Annotated in this window: 17 protein-coding genes; 7 read left to right on the plus strand and 10 right to left on the minus strand. The window is 68.7% G+C overall.

Annotated elements, in window-relative coordinates:
• Positions 1-41 precede the first annotated feature (41 nt).
• The gene (locus SSP08S_RS39030) at positions 42-911 is read left to right on the plus strand and encodes a LysR substrate-binding domain-containing protein (RefSeq protein ID WP_026179218.1); all 870 of its coding nucleotides are present in this window, start codon (positions 42-44) and stop codon (positions 909-911) included.
• Between the two features lie 134 nt (positions 912-1,045).
• Here SSP08S_RS39030 and SSP08S_RS39035 read toward each other — a convergent pair whose 3' ends face one another.
• Positions 1,046-2,206, minus strand: a complete 1,161-nt coding sequence (locus tag SSP08S_RS39035) for a DUF3500 domain-containing protein (RefSeq protein ID WP_245608041.1) — start codon at positions 2,204-2,206, stop codon at positions 1,046-1,048.
• A 225-nt stretch (positions 2,207-2,431) separates the two neighbouring features.
• Positions 2,432-3,436, minus strand: coding sequence for an Lrp/AsnC family transcriptional regulator (locus SSP08S_RS39045; protein WP_174479436.1), 1,005 nt, complete (start codon positions 3,434-3,436; stop codon positions 2,432-2,434).
• A 117-nt stretch (positions 3,437-3,553) separates the two neighbouring features.
• On the opposite strand from SSP08S_RS39045, the gene SSP08S_RS39050 reads away from it, so the two are divergent.
• Together SSP08S_RS39050 and SSP08S_RS39055 are read left to right on the plus strand one after the other, a co-directional pair.
• Complete coding sequence (locus SSP08S_RS39050) at positions 3,554-5,053, plus strand: MFS transporter (protein WP_026179221.1); 1,500 nt, start codon at positions 3,554-3,556, stop codon at positions 5,051-5,053.
• Between the two features lie 240 nt (positions 5,054-5,293).
• Positions 5,294-7,120 carry an AMP-dependent synthetase/ligase gene (locus tag SSP08S_RS39055; RefSeq protein ID WP_019073091.1) on the plus strand — a complete coding sequence of 609 codons (1,827 nt, stop codon included), beginning with the start codon at positions 5,294-5,296 and terminating at the stop codon, positions 7,118-7,120.
• Between the two features lie 12 nt (positions 7,121-7,132).
• On the opposite strand, the gene SSP08S_RS39060 is transcribed toward SSP08S_RS39055, so the two are convergent.
• From SSP08S_RS39060 to SSP08S_RS39075, 4 genes are read right to left on the minus strand one after another with little or no spacing between them, the layout of a single operon-like run.
• Positions 7,133-9,166, minus strand: a complete 2,034-nt coding sequence (locus SSP08S_RS39060; protein WP_019073092.1) for a PQQ-dependent sugar dehydrogenase — start codon at positions 9,164-9,166, stop codon at positions 7,133-7,135.
• Positions 9,163-13,767, minus strand: a complete 4,605-nt coding sequence (locus SSP08S_RS61300) for a glycosyl hydrolase family 28 protein (protein WP_245608042.1) — start codon at positions 13,765-13,767, stop codon at positions 9,163-9,165. The genes SSP08S_RS39060 and SSP08S_RS61300 overlap by 4 nt, the downstream gene beginning before the upstream one ends.
• 12 nt (positions 13,768-13,779) lie before the next feature.
• A complete protein-coding gene (locus SSP08S_RS39070) occupies positions 13,780-14,598 on the minus strand; it encodes a hypothetical protein (RefSeq protein ID WP_019073094.1) in 819 nt (272 codons plus the stop codon).
• A 4-nt stretch (positions 14,599-14,602) separates the two neighbouring features.
• The gene (locus SSP08S_RS39075; RefSeq protein ID WP_019073095.1) at positions 14,603-15,778 is read right to left on the minus strand and encodes a glycoside hydrolase family 88/105 protein; all 1,176 of its coding nucleotides are present in this window, start codon (positions 15,776-15,778) and stop codon (positions 14,603-14,605) included.
• A gap of 509 nt (positions 15,779-16,287) precedes the next feature.
• On the opposite strand from SSP08S_RS39075, the gene SSP08S_RS39080 reads away from it, so the two are divergent.
• Together SSP08S_RS39080 and SSP08S_RS39085 are read left to right on the plus strand one after the other, a co-directional pair.
• Positions 16,288-17,124, plus strand: coding sequence for an aldo/keto reductase (locus SSP08S_RS39080; RefSeq protein WP_019073096.1), 837 nt, complete (start codon positions 16,288-16,290; stop codon positions 17,122-17,124).
• A gap of 168 nt (positions 17,125-17,292) precedes the next feature.
• A complete protein-coding gene (locus tag SSP08S_RS39085) occupies positions 17,293-17,988 on the plus strand; it encodes a glycoside hydrolase family 75 protein (protein WP_019073097.1) in 696 nt (231 codons plus the stop codon).
• Between the two features lie 93 nt (positions 17,989-18,081).
• On the opposite strand, the gene SSP08S_RS39090 is transcribed toward SSP08S_RS39085, so the two are convergent.
• Together SSP08S_RS39090 and SSP08S_RS39095 are read right to left on the minus strand one after the other, a co-directional pair.
• Positions 18,082-18,786 carry an SDR family oxidoreductase gene (locus SSP08S_RS39090; protein WP_019073098.1) on the minus strand — a complete coding sequence of 235 codons (705 nt, stop codon included), beginning with the start codon at positions 18,784-18,786 and terminating at the stop codon, positions 18,082-18,084.
• 101 nt (positions 18,787-18,887) lie between these two features.
• On the minus strand, positions 18,888-19,793 hold the full coding sequence (locus SSP08S_RS39095) for a class I SAM-dependent methyltransferase (RefSeq protein WP_019073099.1): 906 nt from the start codon (positions 19,791-19,793) through the stop codon (positions 18,888-18,890).
• A gap of 124 nt (positions 19,794-19,917) precedes the next feature.
• Between SSP08S_RS39095 and SSP08S_RS39100 the strand changes: the two genes are divergently transcribed.
• Positions 19,918-20,688, plus strand: coding sequence for a phytanoyl-CoA dioxygenase family protein (locus SSP08S_RS39100; protein WP_019073100.1), 771 nt, complete (start codon positions 19,918-19,920; stop codon positions 20,686-20,688).
• Between the two features lie 103 nt (positions 20,689-20,791).
• On the opposite strand, the gene SSP08S_RS39105 is transcribed toward SSP08S_RS39100, so the two are convergent.
• Both SSP08S_RS39105 and SSP08S_RS39110 read right to left on the minus strand, forming a co-directional pair.
• Positions 20,792-22,507 (minus strand): glycoside hydrolase family 6 protein, encoded by a 1,716-nt coding sequence (locus tag SSP08S_RS39105; RefSeq protein ID WP_026179223.1) that lies wholly within the window; start codon positions 22,505-22,507, stop codon positions 20,792-20,794.
• A gap of 88 nt (positions 22,508-22,595) precedes the next feature.
• On the minus strand, positions 22,596-24,077 hold the full coding sequence (locus SSP08S_RS39110; RefSeq protein WP_026179224.1) for a cellulase family glycosylhydrolase: 1,482 nt from the start codon (positions 24,075-24,077) through the stop codon (positions 22,596-22,598).
• Between the two features lie 278 nt (positions 24,078-24,355).
• Between SSP08S_RS39110 and SSP08S_RS39115 the strand changes: the two genes are divergently transcribed.
• A partial coding sequence (locus tag SSP08S_RS39115) for a glycoside hydrolase family 48 protein (RefSeq protein ID WP_043260048.1) occupies positions 24,356-26,536 on the plus strand: 2,181 nt, incomplete at its 3' end.

The raw sequence follows: 26,536 nt of genomic DNA on the forward strand, positions 1-26,536 counted from the left end.
TTTCGCGATGACCGGATACCGTGTATGCCATGGTGTATGCCATGTACGACCTCTCTCACCTGCGGACTTTCCTCGCGGTGTCCCAGACGCTGAGTTTCACGCAGGCCGCGCGGCGGCTCGGGCTGCGCCAGTCGACGGTGAGCCAGCATGTGCGGCGGCTGGAGGACGCGACGGGACGGCAGCTGTTCACCCGGGACACGCACTCCGTGGAGCTGACGGAGGACGGCGAGGCGATGCTCGGCTTCGCGCGCCGGATCCTGGAGGTGCAGGAGCAGGCGTCGGCGTTCTTCACCGGCACCCGGCTGCGCGGCCGGCTGCGCTTCGGGGCGTCCGAGGACTTCGTCCTCACCCGGCTGCCGGAGATCCTGGAGGGCTTCCGGTACGACCATCCCGAGGTCGACCTGGAGCTGACGGTGGAGCTGTCCGGGACGCTGCACGAGCAACTGGCGGCCGGGAAGCTGGACCTGGTGCTGGCGAAGCGGCGGGCCGAGGATCCCCGGGCTGAACTGGTCTGGCACGACAAGCTGGTGTGGATCGGTGCGGAGCGGCTGCGCCTGGACGCGGACCGTCCGGTGCCGCTGATCGTCTATCCGCCGCCGGGGATCACCCGGGCGCTCGCCATGGAGGCGCTGGAGCGGCAGGGGCGGGCCTGGCGCATCGCCTGTACGAGCGGGAGTCTGAACGGGCTGATCGCCGCCGCCCGGGCGGGACTCGGGGTGATGGCGCACTCGAAGGGGCTGGTGCCGCCGGGACTCGTACGGGTGCCGGAGCGGGTGGGGCTGCCGGAATTGGGCGAGGTCGATTTCGTGCTGGTGCACGGGCGGCGCAGAGTTTCCGCACAAGGTGCGGCCGATGCGCTGGCGGCGGCGATTCTTGCGGGTGGGGATCGGCTGCATCGACGCGGTCCGTAATACCGGCGGCATCAGCGTTCCATTGCGGGCGATTCAGATGCTGAATTCCGCGAGGGCGTGCAATGAAAGCCGTACAAGAAATACCGACGGCGGGCGGCGCTGTCGGTCAGGAGCAGCGCCGCCCGTCATACGGTTCAGGAGAACGAGAACTCTCCTCCGTAGTCGGTGTCGTGGTCGCGGTAGACGCTGCTGTAGCCGAGTTGGCTGGTGTCGACGACGCCGTCCTCGACCGAGAACTCGATCCAGACGCCGGGTCCGTCGATGCGTACGTAGTCGCCGGCGGTGTCCAGGTCGGTGGTGCCGGAGTAGGAGATGTAGGTGTCGTCGAGCTCCGACTTGTAGGTGCTCAGGGTGGCCGCGGCGGTCGTGTCGTCGGCGGCCTCCACCCATGGGGTGATGGCGTCGAGGATCAACTGCTGCTGGTCGTCGGTGAGTTCGCTGCCCGCGACGCCTTCCTTGGTGGTGGGGAAGTCGCCGTCGTCGTCCGGGCCGAGGACGACGTCGGTGGTGGTGTCGGAGAGCTTCGCCTCGGTCAGCTCGTCGTCGGTCAGGCCTTCGAGCATCGAGACCAGGCCGTCGTGCATCCCGGACAGGGGTGCGTAGGTGGTGTCGTCGTCGGTCCAGCTGACGGGTTCGACGCCGGCGAAGTACGGGGTGGTGCCGACGACTTCCCCGTCCTTGTAGGTCAGGTTGACGGCCAACTGGTCGCCGCCGAAGTGCAGTTGCCAGGTGCCGGTGGTGCTCGGGGTGCCGAGGAAGGCGAGGTAGTAGTTGCCGCTGCCGTAGCTGCTGTCGGTCTCGCCGAGGACGTCGTCGGCCGCGAGGATCTGGGAGATCTGGTCGTAGCCGGTGTCGCTGCCGGTGCCCGTGGCGGCCTCGACCACGGCCTTGGCCGCGGCGAGTTGGGTGTCGCTGAGCGAGCTGAGTTCGATGCCGACCCGGCAGGTCGCGCCGCAGGAGAGGTTCGACCAGGCGACGGCGTTGGCCTGGGTGAAGTCGAGGAGTACGGCGGCCTGTTGGTCGTCGTCGAGGGTGTCGAGGAAGGCGTTGGCGGCGTCGACCACGTCGGAGACGGACGTCCCGGTCCCGGCGGAGTTCGAGGGCACGATCGAGGACGGGCGGGCGGATCCGGGAGTCGACGGGGAGGCGGATCCGGGGGTGGACTGGGACGGGGACCGGGATCCGGGGTCCGAGGCGGAGGCGCTGCTGGACGGGTCGGACTGGACGGAGGCGGCGTTCGCGTTGGCGTAGAGCCCGCCGCCGAGGAGCGCCGTCGCTGCCGCTAAGGCGCCCACCACCTTCCTGTGGCGTCCCAGGGACCTGCGGTGAGCGTTTTTGGTCTTCAATTCGATATTCCCTTCAGGGGTCTCGCCCTGAGGACTTCCGATGATTTTTTCCGGCACCGGAAAAGATCTTTGCGGAAATCCCTGCGGCATCGCTTTGGACGAGCCACATTCGATCGCCGGACACTGTGATTCACGCCTCCGAGTGCTTGGTGTTGAGCATGATTTATCTTGAACTTACTTTGAGGGTGCGCGCGTTGCGGGCGAGTTGAGCGGAAGCGTCCGGTACGTCAGTTGTTTGACCCGGCGCAGGAACGGGCTCGCCTCCACGTGCCGCACTCCGTCGAGCTGTCCGAGGGGTCCGCTGAGGTAGTCGTAGAGCCCGGCCGTGTCCTTCACGACGGCCGTCACGACGATGTTGGACGTGCCGGCCGTGGCGGACGCGTAGGCGATCTGGTCGTGCGTGGCCAGTGCCTCGCCGACCGAGTGGAGTGCCGCGGGGGTCGCCGTGATCCACAGCACGGCGGCACGCTCGTATCCGAAGACCTCGGAGTCGTACTCGATGTCGATGTACACCGCTCCGGAGCCGATCAGTGCGGCGAGGCGGCGTTTGACGGCGGACTCGGAGCGGCCGGTGGCGCGCTGGAGTTCGGGGTAGGTGGCGCGTCCGTCGCGTTCGAGTACGGCGATCAGGGCCTCGTCGTCCGGTTCGATGCGGGCGGGGCCCGGTGTCGGCGCCGGTTCGGGGAGCAGGGCGGCGATCTGGTCGTCCGCCAGCACTTTGAAGCGGCGGAGCCAGCCCGTGGGGCCGCCGTAGAAGCGGTGCAGCATCTGGTGGGCGCGGATGTCCAGGACGCTGGGGGTGCGCGGGAGTTTGCCGAGCAGGAGGTCGTCGTAGTCGCCGGGGGTGCGCGGGCGGGTGAGGCAGACGATCTCGGTGCCGCCGGAGGCGAGGCCGATCCAGGCGGTGTCGGGGCGTTTTGCGAGGGCGTCGGCGATGTTGAGGGCGTTGTCGGGGGCGCAGCGCAGGCGCAGCATCCACTGGTCCTGGCCGAGGCGTTCGGCGTCGCGGATGGCGACGACGCGGAGGCCGGCCTCGGCGGTGAGTCGGCGGTAGCGGCGGGCGATCGTCTGGTCGGAGACGCCGAGGACCGCGCCGAGGCGGCTGAAGGAGGCGCGGCCGTTGATCTCCAGCGCGGTGAGCAGCTGCATGTCGAGCCAGTCGAGGATGTCGGATTCCATCTCCAGCACGGCTGCTCCTGTCGGATTCCGGCGATGATGTGCCTGGTTCGGCGGTGATCGTCCGGGAGGAGCTCATCGTACGGAGAACTGCGTATCCGGAACAGGGGAGTTGAGGGAATGCGTACATGGGGGCCGCTGACGGCGGTGTGCCTGGGCACGTTCATGTTGTTGCTGGATGTGACGATCGTGGTGGTGGCGCTGCCGGACATGGCGCGGTCGCTGCACGCGTCGTTGAGTGATCTGCAGTGGGTGGTCGACGGGTACGCGCTGGCGCTCGCCGCGCTGCTGCTGGGGTTCGGGGCCGCCGCCGACATTCTGGGGCGGCGGCGGGTGCATGTGGCGGGTCTGGTGCTGTTCGCGGTGGCCTCCCTGCTGTGCGGGCTCGCGGGCGGGCCGGGCGCGCTGGTGGCGGCCCGGGCCGTGCAGGGGGTGGGGGCGGCGGCGATGCTCGCGACCACGCTGCCGCTGCTGGGCTCGGTGTATCAGGGGCGGCGGCGGTCGGTGGCGCTCGGGGTGTGGGGCGCGGTCAGCGGCGGGGCCGCGGCGGTCGGGCCGGTGCTGGGCGGGGTGCTCACGGAGGGGCCGGGCTGGCGGTGGATCTTCTTCGTGAACCTGCCGGTGAGCGTGGCCGCGGTGTGGCTGACGCTGCGGGTGGTGCCGGAGTCGAGGGGGCCGCGCGGGATGCGCATCGACTGGGCGGGAACGGTGGCGTTCGCCGCCTTCGCGGGCGGGGTGACGTACGCGGTGGTGCGGGCCGGGGAGGACGGCTGGGGTGCGACGCCGACGCTGGCGTCCTTCGCGCTGGCGGCGCTCGCGCTGGTCTGTTTCGTGCTGGTGGAGCGGCGGGTGGCGCATCCGCTGCTGGATCTGGCGCTGCTGCGGAAGCCTGCGTTCGTGGGGGTGATGGCGGGCGGTCTGGCCTTCAACGGGGTGGCGTTCGGCGGGATGCCGTATCTGTCGATCTGGCTGCAGACGGTGCTGGGGATGAGCCCGGTGCGCGGCGGGCTGACGCTGCTGCCGCTGACGGGGGCGGCGGTCGTGGTGTCGGTGCTCGCCGGGAAGCTGCTGCACGGGGTGCCGTCCCGGCTGACGGTCGGCGGCGGGCTGCTGCTGATCGGCACGGGCTGCTTCTGCCAGGCCGTGCTGGGCGCCGGTTCGGACTGGACGGCGCTGGTGCCGGGGCTCGTGCTGGTGGGTGTCGGTACGGGGCTGGTGGCGCCGGGGATCGCGGGGGCGGCGCTCGCCGCGGTGCCGGCGGAGCGGGCGGGCATGGCGGGCGGCGCGATGAACACCGTACGGCAGCTGGGGTACGCGCTCGGTGTCGCCGTGTCCGGGACCGTCCTCACCTCTCGGATGCGGGACACCCTCCCGCACGACGCGGCGCACACACTCGCGGGCGGCGGGGCCGGCGCACTGCGCGGGGCGTTCTCCGAGCACGCGCTGCGGGCCGCGTTCGCGTCGGGGCTCGACTCGGCGTTCGTGACGGCCGGGTTCGTCGGTACGGCGGCGGGCGCGCTGGTCCTCGTACTGGTCGGGGCCGGTCGCGCGGAGCGGGGCGGAGTGACGGAATCGGGCCCGCGGGCGCTGAGCGAGGAGGAGACGGCGTCGTCCGGGTGACGTCGCGCGGGCGGGACGGCGGGGGTGACCGGGTCGTACAGATTCAGTGGAGATTACGGGGCCGAAACCTACGGAACCGTAAGGATTTCTGTCCGACCCTTCCCCTTGTGAGGGCATTTTCCGGCGCTGACCTGTGCGGACGTGAGGACTGCTCTGGTTCCGCCCCCCTCCCGCCCTTCCGCCCGGTGGGGTAGCTTTCACCGCGCTGTGGGGAGCGTCGACGAGAGCGGGGAGCGGGGTTTGCGCGAGTTCACCAACCCTCCGTTGGCGTTGGCGCCGCCGGTGGGCGGTCTGGCCGACGTCGTGTTCGAGCGTGCCCAGGAAGACCCCCTCCACGTGTCCCTCGGCCGCAAGGACGAGCAGGACCGGTGGCGGGACGTGACCGCCGCCGAGTTCCGCGACGAGGTCCTCGCCCTCGCCAAGGGGCTGCTGGCCCGGGGCGTCCGCTTCGGCGACCGGGTCGCGATCATGTCCCGCACCCGCTACGAGTGGACGCTGTTCGACTTCGCGCTGTGGACGATCGGTGCCCAGGTCGTGCCGGTCTACCCCACGTCGTCGGCCGAGCAGTGCTTCTGGATGCTGCACGACGCGCAGGTCTCGGCGGCCATGGTCGAGCACGAGGACCACGCGATGACCATCGCCACCGTCATCGACCGCCTCCCCGCACTGCACCAGCTGTGGCAGCTGGACACGGGCGCCGTGCAGGAGCTGTACGACGCCGGCGCGCACATCGAGGACGAGGTGGTGCACCGGCACCGCCAGGCCGTCACCCCGGACTCGACCGCGACGATCATCTACACCTCGGGCACCACGGGCAGACCCAAGGGCTGTGTCATCTCGCACGGCAACTTCATGTACGAGGCGGACACGGTCATCGACCGGTGGGAGTCCGTCTTCCACTCGAAGAAGGGCGACGAGGCGGCGACTTTGCTGTTCCTGCCGCTGGCGCACGTCTTCGGGCGGATGGTGCAGGTCGCGGCGATCCGCGGCGGGGTGCGTTTCGGCCACCAGCCGCAGCTCAACGCCGCCGCCCTGCTGCCCGACCTGGTCGCGTTCAGGCCGACGTTCATCCTGGCCGTGCCGTACATCTTCGAGAAGGTCTTCAACGCGGCCCGCCGCAAGGCGGAGAAGGACGGCAAGTCGGGGCCGTTCGAGAAGGCCGTGGAGATCGCGGTGAAGTACGCGGACGCGGTCGAGGAGAAGGCCTGGGGCATCGGCCCCGGCCCGTCCGCCGGGCTGCGGATGCAGCACCAGCTCTTCGACAAACTCGTCTACTCCAAGGTGCGGGCCGCCATGGGCGGCCGGATCCGCAACGCCATGTCCGGCGGGTCGGCCATGGACCGGCGGCTCGGACTGTTCTTCGCCGGGGCGGGCGTGCAGATCTACGAGGGCTACGGCCTCACCGAGTCGACGGCCGCCGCGACCGCCAACCCGCCCGAACGCACCCGCTACGGCACCGTCGGCCAGGCGGTCCCGGGTGTGACCGTGCACATCGCGGACGACGGCGAGATCTGGCTCAACGGCCCCAACGTCTTCCAGGGCTACCTCAACAACCAGAAGGCCACCGACGAGACCCTGCACGACGGCTGGCTCGCCACAGGCGACCTCGGTTCCCTCGACGAGGACGGCTATCTCACCATCACCGGGCGCAAGAAGGAGATCCTGGTGACCTCCGGCGGCAAGAGTGTCGCGCCCGGTCTCCTGGAGGAGCGGGTGCGGGACCATCCGCTGGTCTCGCAGTGCATCGTCGTCGGCAACGACCGCCCCTACATCGCCGCCCTCGTCACCCTCGACCACGAGGCCGTCGAGCACTGGCTCACCATGCGCGGCAAACCCCGGATGACACCGGCCGAACTGGTGCGGGACGCCGACCTGGAGACCGAGGTGCGGCGCGCGGTGGTCGCCGCCAACACCCTGGTCTCGCAGGCCGAATCGATCCGCACCTTCCGTATCCTGGCCCAGCCCTTCACCGAGGAACACGGCCTGCTGACCCCGTCCCTGAAGCTGAAGCGCAAGGCCATCGAGAACGCCTACGCCAACGAGGTCGAGGCGCTGTACCGGGCCTGAACTCCCCCCGTCCTAACCGATATTGACGCGGAAGAGCTTGTCGGAGCCGTCGGGCTGGTTGCCGTTGTTGTCGCAGTTGGTGGTGGACAGCCACAGCTGGTCGGCGCCGGGGACCTTGGTGACGGTGCGCAGACGTCCGTACGTTCCGACGTAGTACGCGGTCGGGGTGCCGACGTTCTCGGTGTCGCCGTTGATCGGGATGCGCCACAGGCGTTCGCCGCGCAGGGACGCCATGTAGACGACGTTGCGGACGATCGCGATGCCGCTGGGCGAGGCCTCGTTGACGTTCCAGGTGGCCTTCGGGTTGGTCATGCCGGCGACGCTGCACGTCCCTTCGCAGGTGGGCCAGCCGTAGTTCGCGCCCGGCTTGATGAGGTTGAGTTCGTCCTTGGAGCTGTTGCCGAACTCCGCCTCCCACAGGCGGCCGTTGCGGTCGAAGGCGAGGCCCTGCGGGTTGCGATGGCCGTACGAGTAGACGTAGTTGCCGAACGGGTTGCCGGGCGCCGGTTTCCCGTCCGTCGTCATGCGCAGGATCTTGCCGTTGAGGGAGGTCTTGTCCTGGGCGAGGTCGGGGGTCTGGGCCTCGCCGGTGGAGACGTAGAGGTAGCCGTCGGGGCCGAAGGCGAGGCGGCCGCCGTTGTGGTAGCGGTTCTTCTTGATGCCCTGGAGGAGGACGGTGTAGCCGGTGAGGGTGGTGCCGTCGTACGTCATGCGGACGACGCGGTTGCCCTCGGAGGCGGTGTGCATGAAGTACACGTAGTGGTTGGTGGCCCACTTCGGGTCTACGGCGACGCCGAGGAGGCCGCCCTCGCCGTTGGTGGTGACCGCGTTGGGCACCGTGCCGACCTGGGTCCGGGTGCCGTCCTTGGTCGTCTTCCAGACCCGGAAGTCGTCCCGCTCGGTGACGAGGGCGCTCTGGCCGTCGGGCATCCAGTACGTGCCCCACGGGATGGTCCAGCCGGTGGAGAGCGTCGCGATGGACGAGGGAACACCGCCGTCGCCCGCGCAGGCCTTGGTCGTGAAGGTGACGGTGTTGCTCGGTTCGGAGAGGTTGCCGGCCGCGTCCCGGGCTACGACGTTCAGCGTGTACGGGCTGTCGCAGGCGAGGCCGGTGAGGGTGGTCGAGGTGCCGGCGGTGACCGTCTTGTAGACGGTGTCCCCGCTGCGTATGTCGTATGCGATGACCGCACGGTCGTCGGTGGAGGCGCCCCAGGCGAGGTCGACGGTATTCGATGTGATGTCGGCGGTCGACAAAGTACCGGGCCGGGTGGGTGGAGTGGTGTCGGAGCTGGGTTTCGTCGTGCAGTCGACGACCGGGCTGGCGGGCGAGGTGTTCCCGGCCGCGTCCCGGGCGATGACGGTGAGGTCGTAGGTGGTGTTCGGGGCGAGCCCGGTGAGGGTCTTGCTCGTCGAACTCCCGGGCGCCTCACCGATCTTGTTGCCGTGCTCGTAGAGGTCGTACGTCGTGACGCCCACGTTGTCGGTCGAGGCGCCCCAGCTCAGCGTGAGGCCGTCCTCGCCGATGTCCGAGCAACTCGGCTGCCCGGGGCGGGTCGGGGCCTGTGCGTCGGCCGCGGTGCCGACGCCGATGCGGTCGAGGTTGGGGCCGCCGTTCGCGGTGGTCGCGGTCGCCCTGATCTTGTCGGTACCGGCCGTCAGCGGGACGTTCGCGGTCTTCGTGGCCCAGGTGTTCCAGTCGGCGGTGGCCGGGAAGGAGACGGCGGGCGCGACGACCGTACCGTTGACGGAGATGTCCAACGGGCGGTCGACGGCGGTGCCGTTGGCGTAGCGCAGGGCGACCGAGGCGGTACCGGTGGCGGCGGCGCTCACCGTGAACTCCACATAGGAACCGGTGACGTTGGTGTAGTCGACGAAGCCGGTGCCCGTGTAGCCGGTGTGGTTGGTGGCCACGGTGCCCTGGACGACGGTGGCGTCCTCGGCCTGGTAGTCGGTGCTCGCGGCTTGCGCGGTGGGGCCGGTGAGTCCGGCGAGCGGCACGGCGAGGGCCAGGGAGAGGCCCCACGCCAGGATTCTGTCGCGTTTCATGACTGTCCCCTCAGTCCGTCGTCGACCGGGTTCACCCGGATCAGGCGGGTCTCGCCCGGCCGCAGCGTCGCGCTGTACGAGTCCGCGATCGTGCCCTTGTGGGAGCCGGACCAGAGGTCGGTGACGTCACCGGAGCCGGTGAAGCCGACCTGCGACCAGTTCACGGAGACCGTCGCGCTGCCGGACGTACCGGTGTTGAACAGCGCGACCACGTAGGCGCCGTCGCTCTCGCGTTTGCTCCAGACCTGCTTCACACCGCTGTTCACCACCCGTTTCGCGGCGACGCCGTCCTGATCGACGCCGATGAGACGGTCGTTGGTGAGCATTGCCTTGTCGACGGTGTCGAGGTGGGTGAGGTCGGTGCCGAGCAGCAGGGGCGAGCCGGCCATCGCCCACAAGGTGAAGTGCGAGCGCCGCTGGTCGGCCGTCAGTCCCACCTGGTCGCCGTTGCCGACCTCCAGGGAGTCCAGGTCGTTCCAGCCGCCCGGCCCGGCGTACGGCTGCCAGGACGCGGCCGTGTTGAAGCGGGCGGAGACGTGCGACCAGTCGGTGAGCGGATAGCCGCTGCCGTTGGCGCCCGGTCCGCAGTAGCACTCGACGTCGCCCTGGGTGCGCCAACTGTTCGCGTACTGGCGCCAGGTGGCGGCGTCCGCGATCGGAAGGTTGTTGGAGAGCGCGAAGTTGACGGGCCGTCCGCTCGCCCGCAGCGCCTTGTCCCACGCCTGGACGTCCGGGATGTCGGCGCTGCCCACACCGTCGATCTTCAGGTAGTCGACACCCCAGGAAGCGAACTGCTTGGCCCACGAGTTGACGAACTCCTGCGCGCCCGGCTTCCCGTAGTCGATGTAGTACATGTTCTTGCAGTTGTAGTTCTTCTCGGTCCTGGTCGTGTCCGCGATGTCCTTCGCGTGGTACGAGGTGCCCTCGATCGGGGTGTTCGCGGTGACCGCGTTCTTGGCGATGCCCGGGGTGACGTAGAAGCCGAACTTGAGTCCCTTGGAGTGGATGTAGTCGGCCAACGCCTTGATCCCGGAAGGGAACTTGGCCGGGTCGACGGCCCAACGGCCGTAGGAGTCGACGGTGAAGCCGTTGGCGTCGCACTTCTGCCAGAAGTCGTCGAGGTTGACGTACACGAAGCCGTGGTTGTTGAGGCCGCTCGCCACCAGGGCGTCGGCCTGGGCCTTGATCTTCGCCTCGGTGGGCGTGCGGCGGACGTAGCTCCAGCTGCTCCAGCCCATGGCGGGGCGCAGGGACTGGCCGTTGTCCGACATGGGGGTGAGGGTCGCGGGGGTCGCGTAGGACGTGCCGATCCACGCCTCGTCGATCCGCAGCCGCTTGTAGCGGGTGGTGTCGGTGGACGCGGCCCAGGTGGAGTCGACTTCGAGGCGGACGTAGCGGGCGTTGGCCGCGGTGAGGTCAATGCCCTGTATTCCGCGGCGACTTGGCAGCTCGCCGGTCTTGACCGCGCTCCCCCAGGTGGTGCCGTCGTTGCTGAGGAACACCTTGTACGCCTTGATCCGCGCCGACTGCTCGGTGTCGGAGCGGGCGTAGGCCACGGAGTCCTCGCGCTGGTTGAGCCCGATGTACTGCGCCTTCTTCGAACTGCCCAGGTCGAAGGTGAGGTTGACGGGCAGCGTCTTGCCGTTGTCCCAGTAGGTGAGGTAACTCCCGTCCCCCGCGGCCGATCCCGCGTGGCCGCTCGCCGAGGCGCTCGCGCTCACGGTGACACCGGACAGGATGCCCTGGCGGCCGGCGGTGGTGACCCTGAAGACGGTGTCGTACGGGTCCCAGCCGCCGAGCCCGCCGAGCGTGAGCACTCCGCCGGACTGGGACCACGAAATCGGCGCCCCGGTACGGAGGTTGGTGACGGAGGCGATGCGGTACCCGTTGTCGCGGACGCGCAGGGTGCTGGTGGTGGGCGGGGTCAGGACGTGGATGTACTGGAGGTCGGGGTTCGTACGGTTGATGGTGGTGACGCCGTGGGCGCCGTCGTTCCAGAAGCCGGGTTTGAGGCCGCCGTACATGTAGCCGCCGCCCTCGGTGCCGTGCAGGGATTCCCAGATGGGGTCGAGGTAGGAGTTCGCGAAGGTGTTGAAGGCGGCCTGGTTGGCCGGGAACTTCCCGTTGACCTGAGCGGTCTCCGCCATCAGCGCCTTCACCGAGGAGCCCGCGTTGGTGACGAGACGGCCGAGGGTCAGCATCCGGTCGACGGCCGGGTCGGAACCGTCGTACCACCAGGCGCCGGTGGACGGGAGCTTGAAGTCGGCTTCCGTCAGGCGGGGTTGGGCGGTGTATACAGCCTGCGGGTAATCGTATGCGGGCGACATTCCCGTCTTCTGCTCATTGCTGATCATGTCCATGATCGGCGTGTCTTCGTTGTTGTTGCTGAGCGTGTAGTTGGGGCGCTTCTGGTAGATCTGCTGGTAGAGGTCGTGGCTCTCCCAGTACGCGTTGTCGTTGTCGATCCAGAAGCCGCCGAGGTCGGGATAGCGGTCCATGACCTCGAAGAAGTTGTCGTAGCTGAACTGCCCGAAGCCGTCGCGGGTGGTCAGGTCGACGTTCTGGCCCTTGTAGGCGGAGTAGGCGGCCGAGTCGAGCCACTCGTGGCCGCCCTCGTCGTGCCACTGCGGGTCGTCGGTCATGTAGAGGACGACCTTCATGCCCTTGGCCTTCGCGGCGGTGATCAGTTCACCGAGGAAGTCCCGCTTGGTGGAGCAGGAACCGGGGATCTTCGAGGGCCAGGGGCGGGCGTAGCCGAGGCGGCTGTGGAAGGTCGCCAGTACGAGGTACTGCGTATGCAGTTTCCGGGCCTCGTTGATCCAGTAGTCGGGGGTCCAGCCGCCGTTCGTGACGTCGTTCTCCCAGGCGGTGCAACTGGTGTGGGCGGGCGCGGTGCGCAGGCCCCAGTGCAGGAAGAGGCCGCCGACGGAACCTCGGAGGAAGTCCTGGCGGGGGTTCTCCAGGTCGAGCGGGCGGGCGGCGGCACCGGGCGGGCGGGTGCTCGCGGTCGTGCCGACTCGGCTGCCCGCGCCCGTCGCACCGGCTACGCCGGCCGCGCAGTTCTCGGTGGAGCCGGTGCTGGAGACGCGTGGTGCGCCGGCGCCGCTGACGCAGTAGCCGGTCACGTCCTGGAAGCCCAGGTCGTAGGGCGAGTCGGTGCCCCGTTGTGCGGTGAAGCCGGTGAAGCGGATGCCGCTCGCCGCGTTGGCGATGACCGCGGGCCGGCCGTCGTTCGCGGCGAACTTCACTGAGCTGTCGGTGAATTGGACGTTGTCGGCGTTGTGCAGGTACCAGCCGTAGGCCGGCCTGGTGCCGATGGCCTTCGGGTTGTAGTCCTTGGGGTCGTTGCCCGGCACGCCGGTGGACATGGTGCCGTTGCCGCCGGGGACGGTGATGTCGACGTTCGTGAACGTGATCCCGCTGATCCGGTGGCCGGTCTCGCCCCACAGGGTCGGGCTGAAGGAGGGGCTGTTGCCGGTGGCCGTGATGTTGTCGTACGTGACATCGCTGATCGAACCGACGCCCGGACTGTTGCCGCAGCGCTTCCGTGTGCCGATCTTCTCCATGATCGGCGAGTGGACGCCGGTCATGGTGATGTCGCGGTAGTGGACGTCGGAGATCTTCGCGCCGTCCATGGAGACCATGCCGAGGCCGGACTTGTCCGCGCCCTCGATCCGGATCTTCTGGAACTGGTAGTCCGAGAAGTCGCCGCAGGTCTCGGAGCCGAACATCAGCGCGTTGCAGCACTTGGCCGACAGATACGAATCACTCACGCGCACATGGCCGTTGGGGAGTTTGGCGCCGAGCGCGTAGTCGCTCTTGAAGACGAGGGCGTCGTCGTTCGCCTTGATGCCGGCGTTGGTGACGGTGACATTGGTCGTGGAGATGATGTTCCAGCCGTCGCGGTCGCTCGCGGTGTCGATGGTCAGCCGGTCCGAGGTGACGTTGGTGCAGCCGTTGATCAGCGCGGCGAAGTGGCCGCCCCGGCGCAGGGTGAGGCCGTCGCCGATCCGGAGTCCGTCGCAGCGCGTCAGCGAAAGGATCTTGTCCGCCTCGCCGGACTTGGGGTTGCCGGTGATCAGGTTGCCGAGCCCGTCGATGACCCCGCCGCCGACGAAGCCGATGTTCGTGAGCCGGTCGCCGTAGATCATCGCGTTGTGGAAGTGGCTGTGCCCGTAGTCCTGGTACTGGTCGTACGGGTTGGCCTCGGGGGCGTCGTAGGTGTCGGCGGACGAGCCCTGGATCGTGGCGCCGGTGTCGACCTGGAGCGTCACGTTGCTCTTCATGTGGATGGTGTTCTTGGACTTGTAGGTGCCGGCGGGGAAGCGGACCGTGCCGCCGCCGGCCGAATTGGCGGCTGTGATGGCCTTGTTGACGGCCGGGGTGTCATTGGCGGAGCCGTCGCCCTTGGCTCCGTAGTCGCGTACGTCGTAGACGGCGGCGGAACGGCCCGGCGTCGCGGGAGGTGCCGCCGCGAGGGCCGAGGGGTGGGCGAGGCCGAGGACGACGGCGAACGCGAAGAACACGCTCGCCGCCCAACTCCGTTTGTACATCGGTGGTTTCATACGGGACTTCATGCGGGACTTCGTGGGGGGTTTCACGGAACGGGCTCCTCACACGAGTTGGTAGCCGCGGAGATCGGTGAGCAGGAGGTAGGTGTCCTGAAGGGACCCGGAGGTGTCGCCGAGGGAGCGGTAGATGCCCCACTTGGGGCGGACGCGGTCGGCGAGGAAGGTGTCGACGCCGGTCCTCGACTCGTCGATCACGGTCGTGGAACCGGACTTGAGGATCCAGCGGACCGAACCGGCCATGCCGTTGCCGACCTTGATCTGGAAGTCGACGTCGGTCCAGCGGTCGTGCAGCGGATCGAGGCCGGTACGGCCGACCAGGACACCGGCGATCGGCAGGTTCAGCTCGATGGTCTGCACGCCGTTCACCCGCCGCAGGGACTGCACGACGATCGGCGAGGTGCCGTTGCCGGGCTGCTTCATCTGCATGATGTGCGTGAAGGTCGTGGTCGCCTTCAGGGAGCTGGGGATGTACATCGAGTACGTGATCCGCCAGGTCTGCCCCTGGGTCCACTTGAGGTAGCTGCTGCTGCCGGTGCGCAGCCCGGTGACCTCCTGGCGCTGCCGGTCGGTCGACGTGTCACGGTCGACCGTATGCATGGTGAAGCGCCAGTTGTTGCCGGTGGCGTAGATGTGCGGGTGCCCGGCCGGGTGCGAGTCGGCGCGGTCGTCCTCGACGGTCTCGAACGCGCCGAGACCGTCACCGCTCGCGGTCGGCGCCCACTTCTGCTGCCAGGAGGCGGCGGGCGCGGGAGTGGTGTGTGCGGAGGTGGCGTGCGCGGGAGTGGCGGCGGTCAGGCCGACCGCCGCGCCGCCCGCGCCGCCGAGGGCGGCTCCGAGAACCGCCCTTCTGGACGTGCTCATGACACTAATCACCTCGCAGTTGTTCGTTCATGATCAGGAAGGCGCCCAGGCCGTGGAAGTCGTTGGTGGCCCGGGTGCGGCCGACGTAGTACGCGTAATCGCCGACGTTGGTGCCGATGGAGATGTCGCTGAGGTCGGTGCGGCCATCGGTGCCGACCGAGAGGCGGGCGAGGACTCCTTCGTAGCCGCGCCTGGCGACGTCGGCGAAGTGCCGGTCGAGGTAGCCCTGTTGGGCGCCGCGCGAGAGGGCGTAGGTGAACATGCTGGAGCAGGAGGTCTCGGTCCAGTTGTCGCCGCGGGCGCCCTTGTCCATGACCTGGAACCAGCGGCCGGTCGCCGGGTCCTGGTACTTCTCGAGTCCGGCCGCCAACCGCCGGAAGATGGAGAGGAGTTGGGGCCGCCGAGGGTGGTCTGCGGGGAGTGCGTCGAGGACATTGGTGATCGCCATCGCGTACCAGCCGACCGCGCGGCACCAGTGCTCCGGCGCGAGTCCGGTCGCCGGGTCGGCCCAGCTCGCGGTGCGCGACTCGTCGTAGGCGTGCTTCAACAGGCCGTTCGGGACCTGGAGATGACTGCCGTAGACGTAGAGCTGCTTGGAGGCCTCGTCGTTCGTGGAGGCGCTGTCGCCGAACTCCTTGCCGTACTCGACGAGGAACGGGTTCACCATGTAGACGCCGTCCGCCCAGAGTTGATGGGCGCGGCTGCTGCTGTCGGCGTGCCAGAAGCCGCCGTCGCTCGTGCGCGGGTAGGTGTCGAGGCGGTCGCGGATCTTCTTGGCGGCCTTGCGGTAGCGGTCCTGGCCGGTCTCGTGGTGCAGGATCACCAGGAGGCGGCCGGCCTGCATGCTGTCGAGGCTGTTGAAGGACTGGTCGATCGAGCCGTCGCTCTTCACGAAACGGTCGACGTAGCTCTTGATGTAGGTCAGATAGCGGGCGTCGTGGGTGCGCTTGTACGTGAGGTACTGGCCGTAGAGGTAGAGGCCGACCGGGTAGGACCAGCCGCCGATGGTGCTCGGTGTGTAGCGGGCCGTCGTGGAGTCGACGACGGCCACGGACCAGTCGGGCGCGGCGGTCGGGCGGCTCGCCGCCACCGCCGTTTCGAGCGGCGGAGCCGCTCCGGTCAGGGTGGCGGTGGCGAGGGCTGCCGCGGTCAGGGCCGCTCGCAGTCGTCGGCGTCTCATGTTCCTCCCTTTCCTGGGCTGTTGACCAACCGATCGGTTCGTGGTCTATTGACCGACTGATCAGTCGGTTCGAGCGAAGAGACACCCGCCCGCCGTCGCCGGCCCGCATGCCGTGCGCGACCGTGGCCCAGGAGGCCTTCACCACACCTTTTCATCCGATGTTTCCTGCATACGGTGCGCTGTCTACAGAAACCTGGGCGGCGGGCTGGTGGTGTGCGCATACCTGCTCTCCTGAGGAGTGGGGGTCTCGGAGTCCCGACAGGTGCAAGCGTTCACATGCACGTATCGCGTTCACGGACGCGTCCGGCGGCGTGTTTCAGGGTTGCGGCACGACAGTCCGCGGTCAATGGTCCGGACCGAAAAAGGTCGGATGCATTTCTCGCCAATCTTCGACCGAGCGCACCGATCCACCGGTGGGTCCGGACGGATTTCGCGGTCAGGAATGCACCGCGGCCCGTGATCGTTGACGATGGGGAGTACCCACCCGACGACTGAAGGATCGAGAGCTCGTGAGCAGCAAGGTCCCCCCGATCATCCTCAACAACGGTGTCGAGATGCCCCAGCTGGGCTTCGGCGTCTGGCAGGTGCCGGACGACGAGGCGGAGCGGGCGGTGGCCACGGCACTGGAGGCCGGGTACCGCAGCATCGACACGGCTGCGATCTACGGCAACGAAGAGGGCACCGGAAAGGCCATCGCCTCCTCCGGCGTCCCGCGCGAGGAGCTCTTCGTCACCACCAAGCTCTGGAACGCCGACCAGGGGTACGACGCCACCCTGCGCGCCTTCGACGTGTCGCTGGAGAAGCTCGGCCTGGAGTACCTGGATCTGTATCTGATCCACTGGCCCACCCCGGCCCGGGACAAGTACGTCGACAGCTACAAGGCGTTCGAGAAGCTGCACGCGGACGGCCGGGTGCGCGCCATCGGCGTCTCCAACTTCGAACCCGACCACCTGGAGCGGCTGATCGCGGAGACCTCGGTCATCCCGGCGGTCGACCAGATCGAGCTGCACCCGCAGCTCCAGCAGCGGGCCGGGCGCGAGTACCAGGCGGAGCAGGGCATCGCGACCGAGGCCTGGTCGCCGCTCGGCTCGGGCCGGGGCCTGCTGGAGGTGCCGGCGATCGTCGCCATCGCGCAGAAGCACGGCCGCACTCCGGCCCAGATCGTGCTGCGCTGGCACATCCAGCTCGGCAACGTGGTGATCCCCAAGTCCGTGACGCCGTCGCGGATCAAGGAGAACATCGAGGTCTTCGACTTCAGCCTGGACACCGAGGACCTCGCGGCGATCAGCGCGCTCAACGAGGACCGGCGGCTGGGTCCCGACCCGTCGACGTTCAACGCGGCCTGAAACCAAGGCACTGGGCTTGAACCGCAGGTAGTACGAAGCGCCCCGGAGTCCAACTCCGGGGCGCTTCGCGTCACTTGGTTCGGACCAGGGTCTTGACGCGGGCATGCCTATGGGCCACCTTGTTGCGCACCCGGTAAGGAAACTTTCCTAACAGAAGGGTCCCCCACAGTGCGCATCCGAACACTGACCCTCGCCGCGGCCTCAGGCGCCGCCCTGCTCGCCGCCGGAGTGCTCCCCGCGAGCGCCACCTCCGGCGCCACCCCGAAGTCCGCCCAGGAGGGCACGGTCAGCGCGGCCGACCTGCTCTCCAAGGTGACGTCCTGCTCGCAGATATCGAACGGCAAGTACCGCACCGACGACGAGACCTCGGCCACCATCCCGGTCTGCGGCAAGAACGGCGCCGTGTTCTGGAAGGCCGACATGGACATCGACTGCGACGGCCAGCGCACCACGAACTGCAACGAGAACGCCGACCCCTGGTACCAGGACGACACCGCGTTCCACCAGTCCAACGGCCAGCCCCTGAAGGCGGATTCGCTGCCCTACATCGTGGTGCCCAGCTCCAGCAGCATCTGGAAGTACTCCAGCTACGGCATCAAGGGCGGCGGTGTGGTCGCCGTGATCTACAACAACAAGGTCGAGTACGCCGTCGTCGGCGACACCGGCCCCACCAACATCATCGGCGAGGCCTCGTACGCCACCGCCAAGGCCCTCGGCATCGACCCCGACCCGGCGACCGGCGGCGCCGACTCCGGCGTGACGTACATCCTGTTCAAGAACTCGACGGTCTCCCCCATCGAGAGCCACAGCGCGGCGGTCTCGCTGGGCGACCAGTTGGCGAAGACATTCCTGCAGAACAACTAGCCTGCGGCTGAGGCCCGTTGCCACGAGGCCCGTTGCCACGATCGGTCGGTCGCGGCAACGGGCCTTTCCTCTTGACGAGTTGAGGCGGCTGCGTCAGTTGGGCTGTCCGATCGGCCGTACGACCACGGTGTTGATGTCGACGCCGGCGGGCTGGCGGATCGCCCACAGGATCGTGTCGGCGATGTGGTCGGCGGTGAGCAGACGGCCGGGCGGCGGGCTGCCGTTGCCGTCCCAGAACGGGGTCTCCACCCGGCCCGGCGCGATCAGCGTCACCCCGATGCCGAACTCCGTGACCTCGCGCCGGGTGTTCTCGGCGAGACCGGTCATCGCCCACTTGGTGGCGCCGTAGATGTTGCCGGGCGTGTGCACGAACCCGGCGACGCTGCCGATCAGCACGATCCGGCCGTGCGTCTGCTTCAGCGCGTCGACGGACGCCCGGATCAGGAGGGCGGGACCGAGAACGTTGGTCAGCACCATCTCGGTCCACCCGGCCGGGTCGCCCTCCGCGACCGAATCGTGCGTGGCGACACCGGCGTTGGCGACGACCGCGTCGAGCCGCCCGAACTGTTTCAGCGTCGTCTCCACGGCGGCCTGCACCTGGTCGTACTCGGAGGCGCTGCCGGGAATCGTCAACAGGCCCGCGGGGTGTCCCAGTTGACCGGCGAAGGCGTGCAGCCGCTGCTCGCTGCGGCCCGTGACGGCCACCCGGCCGCCCGCGCTGAGGAGTTGTCTCGCGACGGCCGCGCCGATCCCGCTGCCGCCGCCGGTTATGAGCGCGACGTGAGAGTTGTCGTTCATGGTGTTGAGGCCCCCCGTGGTTCGGTGAACTCCGCGTTTCCGGAAGGGCAGTTCATCATCTTGAGCACTCTCGAAGTCAAGCCGCCGAGATCACAGGCCGTTCACACCGGCCGCACCGCTGTGTGCACGGTGTGCGCGGCGAGCACGAACACATCGGCGCGCCGGTGCACACCGGCCGGGTCCTGCGGGTCGACCAGCCGGTCGAGGGTGGCCCGGTCCTCGGCGCCCAGGGCCTCGCCGTAGACGTCACGGACCCGGGTCAGCCAGGTCGCGACATAGGCGCGGACCCGGTCCGGGGCCGGGGCGGGCAGGTCGAGGAGGAAGCTGCGGCTGCCGGTGTACTTCAGGCCCGCCGAGGTCAGGAGGGCGGACCAGTCCTCGGTCTCGGTGACGGCGCCGGGGAGATCGGCGCGCATCTGCGCGAACCACTCGGCCTCGATCGCGTCGATCCGCGCCTCCAGGCCCGGGCGGCCGATGCCGAAGTCGCGCGGCAGGAACCGGGAGGGCAGCCCGCCCTCCATGATGGCGAGCGTGCCGCCCGGGGCGAGCCGCTGCGCGAACGCGGCCAGCCCTGCGCGCTGGTCACCGAGGTGATGCAGGCTGCGACTGGCCCACAGCAGGTCGGCCGGGTACTCCAACTCGCCCAGGACATCCGGCAGTTCACCGGTGAGCGTGCCGAAGCGGTCACCGTGGCCCAGCCGCTCGGCGCGGGCCTTGGCCCGTTCCAGAAGCGGTCCGGAACCGTCCACCGCCACGACCCGCGCGCCCGGGAACGTCTCCGCGAACAGACACGCGACCACACCCGGCCCGCTGCCCGCGTCGACGATCAGCCCCGGGTCGGTCCGCTCCTTCGCCAGCCAGGCCATGGCCCGCTCGTACAGCGGCGCGAACAACTCCGCCTGGGTCTCCAGCAGGGGGCCCATGACGGCCCAGTCGATGTCGGTGTGGTCGTGGTGGTGGGCGTGCTCGTCGTGGTGGGCGTGCTTCTCGTCGTGCTCGTGCGCCATGGTGGTCAGCCTCTCCTCCGGGTGCCGCAAGCCTGCGCCGACGCACCGTCGGGGGGCCACTTCCGTTGCCGAAGCGGCAAAAAATCGGATGCGATGTGGGCTGCCGGTCGCCGACCATGCCCGTATGGACGACGTGCTGTTGGAACGCTTCATCGAAGACGGGTTCGTGAAGATCGAGGGCGCCTTCCCGCCGCGCGTCGCCGCCGACTGCGCGCGGCTGCTGTGGCGGGAGACGGGCTACGACGCCGACGATCCCGGCACCTGGAAGGACCCCGTCGTCTGGGTACCGGGCATGGGCCAGGGCCCGTTCGCCGCGGCCGCCAACTCCCCCGCGCTGCACGAGGCGTTCGACCTCCTGGTCGGCGAGGGACGCTGGGCGTCCCGCTACGGCCTGGGCGCGTTCCCGCTGCGCTTCCCGCACGAGGACGAACCCGACGACGCCGGCTGGCACATCGACGGGAGCTACACCCCCGAGGGCGAGACCTGGGGGTACGTCAATCTGCGCTCGCGGGACCGGGCGCTGTTGATGCTGTTCCTGTTCACCGAGGTGACCGAGGACAACGCACCGACCCGCATCCGCGTCGGCTCGCATCTCGACGTACCGCCGCTCCTGGAAGCGTACGGCGAGGCGGGGGTGTCCGGTCTGGAGATCGCCCCGCGTCTGGTCGAGGCCACCGACCACCGCCCGCTCGCGTACGCCACCGGCAGCCCCGGTGACGTGTACCTGTGCCATCCCTTCCTGGTCCACGCGGCCCAGCCGAACCACGGCACCCGACCGCGTTTCCTGGCGCAGCCACCGCTGATGCCGGCGGTCCCCTTCGAGCTGGACCGTCCGGACGGCGACTACTCGGCGGTGGAGTTCGCGATCCGCCGGGGGCTGGCCCGGGAGGGGTGACCCCCGCGCCCCGTTTTCGTGAAGGGGCGCGGGGGTGTATGCCATGTGCGATGCGTTACACGATCACCGTCTGCGTCTACCGTGGACGATTTCTGTATGCGATCTACAGCGGCGGATACGCGTTCGCCATCAGCTGCTGGAACTGCGCCGAGAACCAGTGCCCGGACAGCGGGGCGTTCGGCAGCGCGCCCGACATGTTGTTGCCGTTGCGGGCGTTGCCCGTGTACGTCGGGTCGCACATGCGGTCGAAGCCCTTGCCCTCGTCGTTGGCGATGGCGGTGCTGGAGCCGTCCGACTCACCCGGCGGCTTCATCCACACATAGGCGTCGATCCCGGTCGCGGGGGCGGCCTGCGGACGCTCGCCCACCCCGGCTCCGGACTGGTTGCACCAGTTGCCGACCTGGATCCGGCGGTCGTAGCGGCCGCCGTCGACGTACGTGTCCACACTGGTCGTCGCGCCCGGACCGGTAGGCCGGGCCGAGCCGCCCCAGCCGTTGCGGGACGTGTCGATCAGCATGCCGATACCGGAGTTGAAGCCGACCGACACCAACTGGTTGCGGAACGCCTGGGCGTACGACAGCTCGTCGACGTAGCGGTTCCAGTCGACCCACTTGGACTGGCGCACGGAGACGCCGTTGACGCTGTCGTTGATGGTGAAGTTGTTCTCCTTCAGGGCGCTGTAGTTCGCCGTGTTGGTGATGAAGCCGGCGACGTCGTTGACGGTCGCGCCCTCGGCGTTGGCGGCCTGGTAGAAGAGGTTCGCGGAGGGGGCGAAGTTGTCGTCCCAGCCCAGCCAGCCGTGGTGGCCGGCGTCGATGTAGTTGTAGACGTTGGGGATCGCGCCCAGCTTGTTCAGCGCGTATCCGACGCCCTTCACGTAGTTGCCGTTGGCGAGCATGGTGTCGCACTGCGGGGTGGCGGTGGCCTTGCTGCCGGTGTTGGTCACGAGGTTGGGCAGCGAGTCGATCTCGATCGTGGTGACGATCCGCAGCGAGGCGTACTTGCTGTCGGCGAGGATCGCGGCGATCGGGTCGATGAACTCGCTTTCGTAGCGGCCGATTTCGGTCGGGCCGAGTTCGCCGTTGGAGGCGAGGGCCGCGCAGTCGCGTCCGGGCAGGTCGTAGACGACGAGCTGGACGACCTCCTCGCCGCTGCCCTTCTGCGCGAGCGCCGCGTCGAGGTGGGCGCGCAGACCCAGGCCGCCGTTGACGCCGTTGATGGCGGCGATACGGTCGAGCCAGACACCGGTGGGCTGGTTGGAGATCCGGCTGCCGCCGGTCTCGGCGGCGGCCTTCGCGGACCACTCCGGGTTCACGTACACCTTGGCGCCCGCGTACGGGTTGTCGACCCGCGTACCGGGATCGGTGCCGCCACCGCCGCCTCCCCCACCGCTGCCGTCGTCGACGTTGCAGGTCACGCCGTCGAGGGTGAAGGCGGTCGGGAGCGCGTTGGTGCCGCTGTAGGAGGCGTTGAAGCCGAAACTGACCGAACTCCCGGTCGGCAGGCTCCCGTTGTAGGTCTCGTTGGCCGCCGTGACGGCGGTCCCGCTCTGGCTGATCTTCGCGTTCCAGCCGCTGGTGACCTTCTGGTTCCCGGCGTACGACCACTTCACGGCCCAACTCGACTTCGCGGCCGAGTTGTTGGTGACCGTGACGGCGGCGGTGAAGCCGGTGTCCCACTGGTTCTGCACCTTGTAGTCGACGCTGCACGGGATCGCGGCGATGCCTGCGTCCGCGGCGGGGGTGACGGCGACCGCCGTCCCCGAGGCCCCGGCGACGAGCACCAAGGCAGCGAGCAACGCTGTTCTGGTACGGCTCATGAGTGCGGGTTTCCTTGTCTGGTAAGGAAGTTGGCTGCGAGTGCTGTGAAGTGCGCTGTTCGGTGTGCGCTGTTGGTGCGCGGGGCGCCTATCCGTTGAGGGCGCGCAGGTGGTCGCGCAGCCCGATGCCGTACGCGGTGGGCGTACCGGTGTAGTCGGAGATCAGCGACGGACCGGCGGAACAGTCCCAGGTGTTCCAGGTCCAGCCGAGATACGAGAGCCCGCGGTCGTCGAACCACTTCATGACCTGGTCGACGAAGGCGTGCGAGCAGGTGTTCTCGCCGATCTCCCCTGCCACCAGCGGCACTTGGGCGGAGACAGGAGCGAGGGTGGAGTTCCAGCAGCTCTCGCTCGCGCAGGTGTTGAAGTTGTACACGTGATACGCGGCGACGAGATTGCCGGTCGGGTCGGTGGGCCTGTACGTCAGCCACTGGCTCAGGTCGTTCGAGTACGCGAGCCCGCCGGCCATGATCACGTTCTTGGCGCCGGTCGACCGTACGGCGTCGACGAGATCCTGCATACCGGCGACTTCGTACCCGATGCCGGGGCAGGTGCCGCCGTCCCGCCAGCACTGCCACGCCTGGGTGGTCGTGGAGGTGGCGCGGTCCGGATACGGCTCGTTGAACAGGTCGAACGCGACGGCCTGATCCGCCTTGAAGGTGCTGGCGACCGAGGACCAGAACGACGGGGTGTACTGCGCGTCCGGCATCGGCTTCTGGCAGGTGGCGTGCACGTCGGAGCAGCCCGCCGAGTTGCCGGTGTACTGGCCGTAGGTCCAGTGCAGTTCGACGATCGGTGTCATGCCGTGCGCCTCGACCTTCGCCACCAGGTCCTTGACGGCGGCGATGTAGTTGGCGCCCGCGTACTCGGGCTTGATGTTCGAAAGACCCAGCCAGCACTCCTCGTTGAGCGGAATGCGGACCGTGTTCGCCTTCCAGTCGGCGATCGCCGCGACGGCCGCGTCGTCCACCGGACCGTCCCAGATGCCGTAGCCCTGGACGCACATGAACTCGCCGCCGGACCGGTTGACGCCCAGCAGACGGCGGTTGGTGCCGTCGGCGTCCACGAGCTTGTTCCCGGAGACGTGCAGCGCGGGTGCGGTGCCGCTGGGCGGCGGTGAGGTCGGAGGCGGCGAGGTCGGTGGTGTCGGCTCCGAATCGACGTTGCAGGTAGTGCCGTTGAGCTTGAAAGCGGACGGTACGGCGTTGCTCCCGGACCAGTTGGCGAGGAAGCCGGCGCTCACGCTCGCGCCGGTGCCGAGCGAGCCGTTCCAGCTCTCGTTGGTCGCGGTGACCGTCGTGGCGGACTGGGACCACTTGGCGTTCCAGCCCTGAGTGACCTTCTGGCCGCCGGCGAAGTCGAAGCTCAGGCTCCAACTGGTCACCGGTGCCGTGTTGTTCGTGATCTGCACTGCGCCCTGGAATCCGGTGTCCCACTGGCTGGTGACCGAGTACTCCACCGTGCACGCGGGGGTGGCGCCGGACGCCGTGACCACCGGAACGACCATGGCCCCGACAAGGGCGGCCGCACCGGTGACGGCTAAAAGCATTGAACGCGGAGGGTGTCGCATGAGCGAGTCCTTGCAGCTCGGGCGCGTCGTGACGGACGCGTCGACTGATGGAGTCGCTCCCACTGGTGTCCAGGAAGGTAGCGCCAAGTGACGGTAAAGGACAGGGGAGTCACAGACTTTCGCCGACTTTCCCCCAACCCACGCCTGTCGAATCTTTTCGACTCCGTAAGCACCTTGACGGTTCTCACCCCCGTCCCCACGATGGGAGCGCTCCCACTGGTTCAAGGCTTGTTGCTGCTCCGCCCCCACCCCTCCGAGCCGCAAGGAGGAACCAGCACATGCACCCCAGAAGGAGACGCCGTTTGACGCGGCGACTGTGGACCGCTGTCGTGGCGGCCCTCGCACTTCCCGTCTCGATGCTCGCGACGGGCACAACTCCCGCTCAGGCGGCGACAGTTCAGTGCAGCGTGGACTACAAGACCAACGACTGGGGCTCCGGCTTCACCGCGGATCTGACCCTCACCAACCGGGGTACGGACGCGATCAACGGCTGGACCCTGACGTACAGCTACGCGGGCAATCAGAAGCTCAGCAACGGCTGGAACGGCACCTGGTCCCAGTCCGGCAGCGCCGTCACGGTGACGAACGCGTCGTACAACGGGACGATCGCCGCGGGCGCCGCGGTCTCGACCGGCGCGCAGTTCAGCTACAGCGGGACGAACACCGCGCCCACCTCGTTCGCGATCAACGGCACCACCTGCGCCGGCGCCCATCAGCCGCCGATCACGGTGCTGACCAGCCCGAGCACGGGCGCGATCTACACGCAGGGGGCCGCGATCCCGCTCGCGGCGACCGCGGCGGCGGCCGACAACGCGACGATCAGCAAGGTCGAGTTCTACGACGACACCACGCTGCTCGGCACGGACACGAGCTCGCCGTACTCGCTCTCGGCCTCTGGTTTGACCGTGGGCAGTCATTCACTGGTGGCGAAGGCCTACGACAGCCTGGGCGCGTCCGGTGCGTCCACGCCGGTCGGCATCACGGTCGCCGCGGGACCCGCGATCGTGGCCTCGCCGACCCAACTGGGCGTCCAGCAGGGGAAGTCGGGCACGTACGCGGTGTCGCTGTCCTCGCAGCCGTCATCGAACGTGACGGTCACGACGGCCCGCGCGAACGGCAACACCGGGTTGTCGGTCACCGGCGGCGGGACGCTCACCTTCACGCCGTCGAACTGGAGCACCGCGCAGACGGTGACCGTCACGGCCGACGCGTCCGGCACCGGTTCGGCGTCGTTCGAGTCGACGGCGACGGGCTTCACCAAAGCGTCGGTCACGGTGACGGAGCTGGCGGCGGCGAACGCCTACGACGCCCGGTTCCTGGACCTCTACGGGAAGATCACCAACCCGGCGAACGGCTACTTCTCACCCCAGGGCATCCCCTACCACTCGGTGGAGACCCTGATCGTCGAGGCCCCGGACCAGGGGCACGAGACGACGTCGGAGGCCTACAGCTATCTGCTGTGGCTGCAGGCGATGTACGGCAAGGTGACGGGCGACTGGTCGAAGTTCAACGGCGCCTGGGCCCTCATGGAGAAGTACATGATCCCCACCCACGCCGACCAGCCGACCAACTCCTTCTACAACGCCTCCAAGCCGGCGACGTACGCGCCCGAGCTGGACACACCGAACGAGTATCCGGCCAAGCTCGACACCTCGGTGGCGGTGGGACCGGATCCGATCGCCGGTGAACTGAAGACCGCATACGGTACGGACGACGTCTACGGTATGCACTGGCTGGAGGACGTCGACAACACCTACGGCTACGGCGACACGCCGGGCGGCGGGTGCGAGGCGGGGCCGACGGCGAGCGGGCCGTCGTACATCAACACCTTCCAGCGCGGAGCACAGGAGTCCGTGTGGGAGACGGTGCCGCAGCCGACCTGCGACGCCTTCAAGTACGGCGGCACGAACGGGTACCTGGACCTCTTCACCGGCGACTCCTCCTACGCCAAGCAGTGGAAGTACACCGATGCCCCGGACGCCGACGCGCGGGCCGTGCAGGCCGCGTACTGGGCCGACACCTGGGCCAAGGAACAGGGCAAGGGCGCCGACGTCTCCGCGACCGTCGGCAAGGCCGCGAAGATGGGCGACTACCTGCGCTACGCCATGTACGACAAGTACTTCAAGAAGATCGGCAACTGCGTCGGACCGACCACCTGCCCGGCCGGCACCGGCAAGGACGCCTCCGACTACCTGCTCTCCTGGTACTACGCCTGGGGCGGCGCCAACGACACCAGCGCGGGCTGGGCGTGGCGCATCGGGTCCAGCCATGTGCACGGGGGCTACCAAAACCCCCTGGCCGCCTACGCGTTGAGCTCGTACGCCGATCTGAAGCCCAAGTCCGCGACAGGGGCGGCGGATTGGGGTACCTCTCTGACCCGGCAGCTGGAGTTCTACCGCTGGCTGCAGTCGAGTGAGGGTGCCATCGCCGGTGGGGCGACCAACAGTTGGCAGGGACGG

The organism is Streptomyces hokutonensis, assembly GCF_000376565.1.
GTDB classification, from domain to species: domain Bacteria; phylum Actinomycetota; class Actinomycetes; order Streptomycetales; family Streptomycetaceae; genus Streptomyces; species Streptomyces hokutonensis.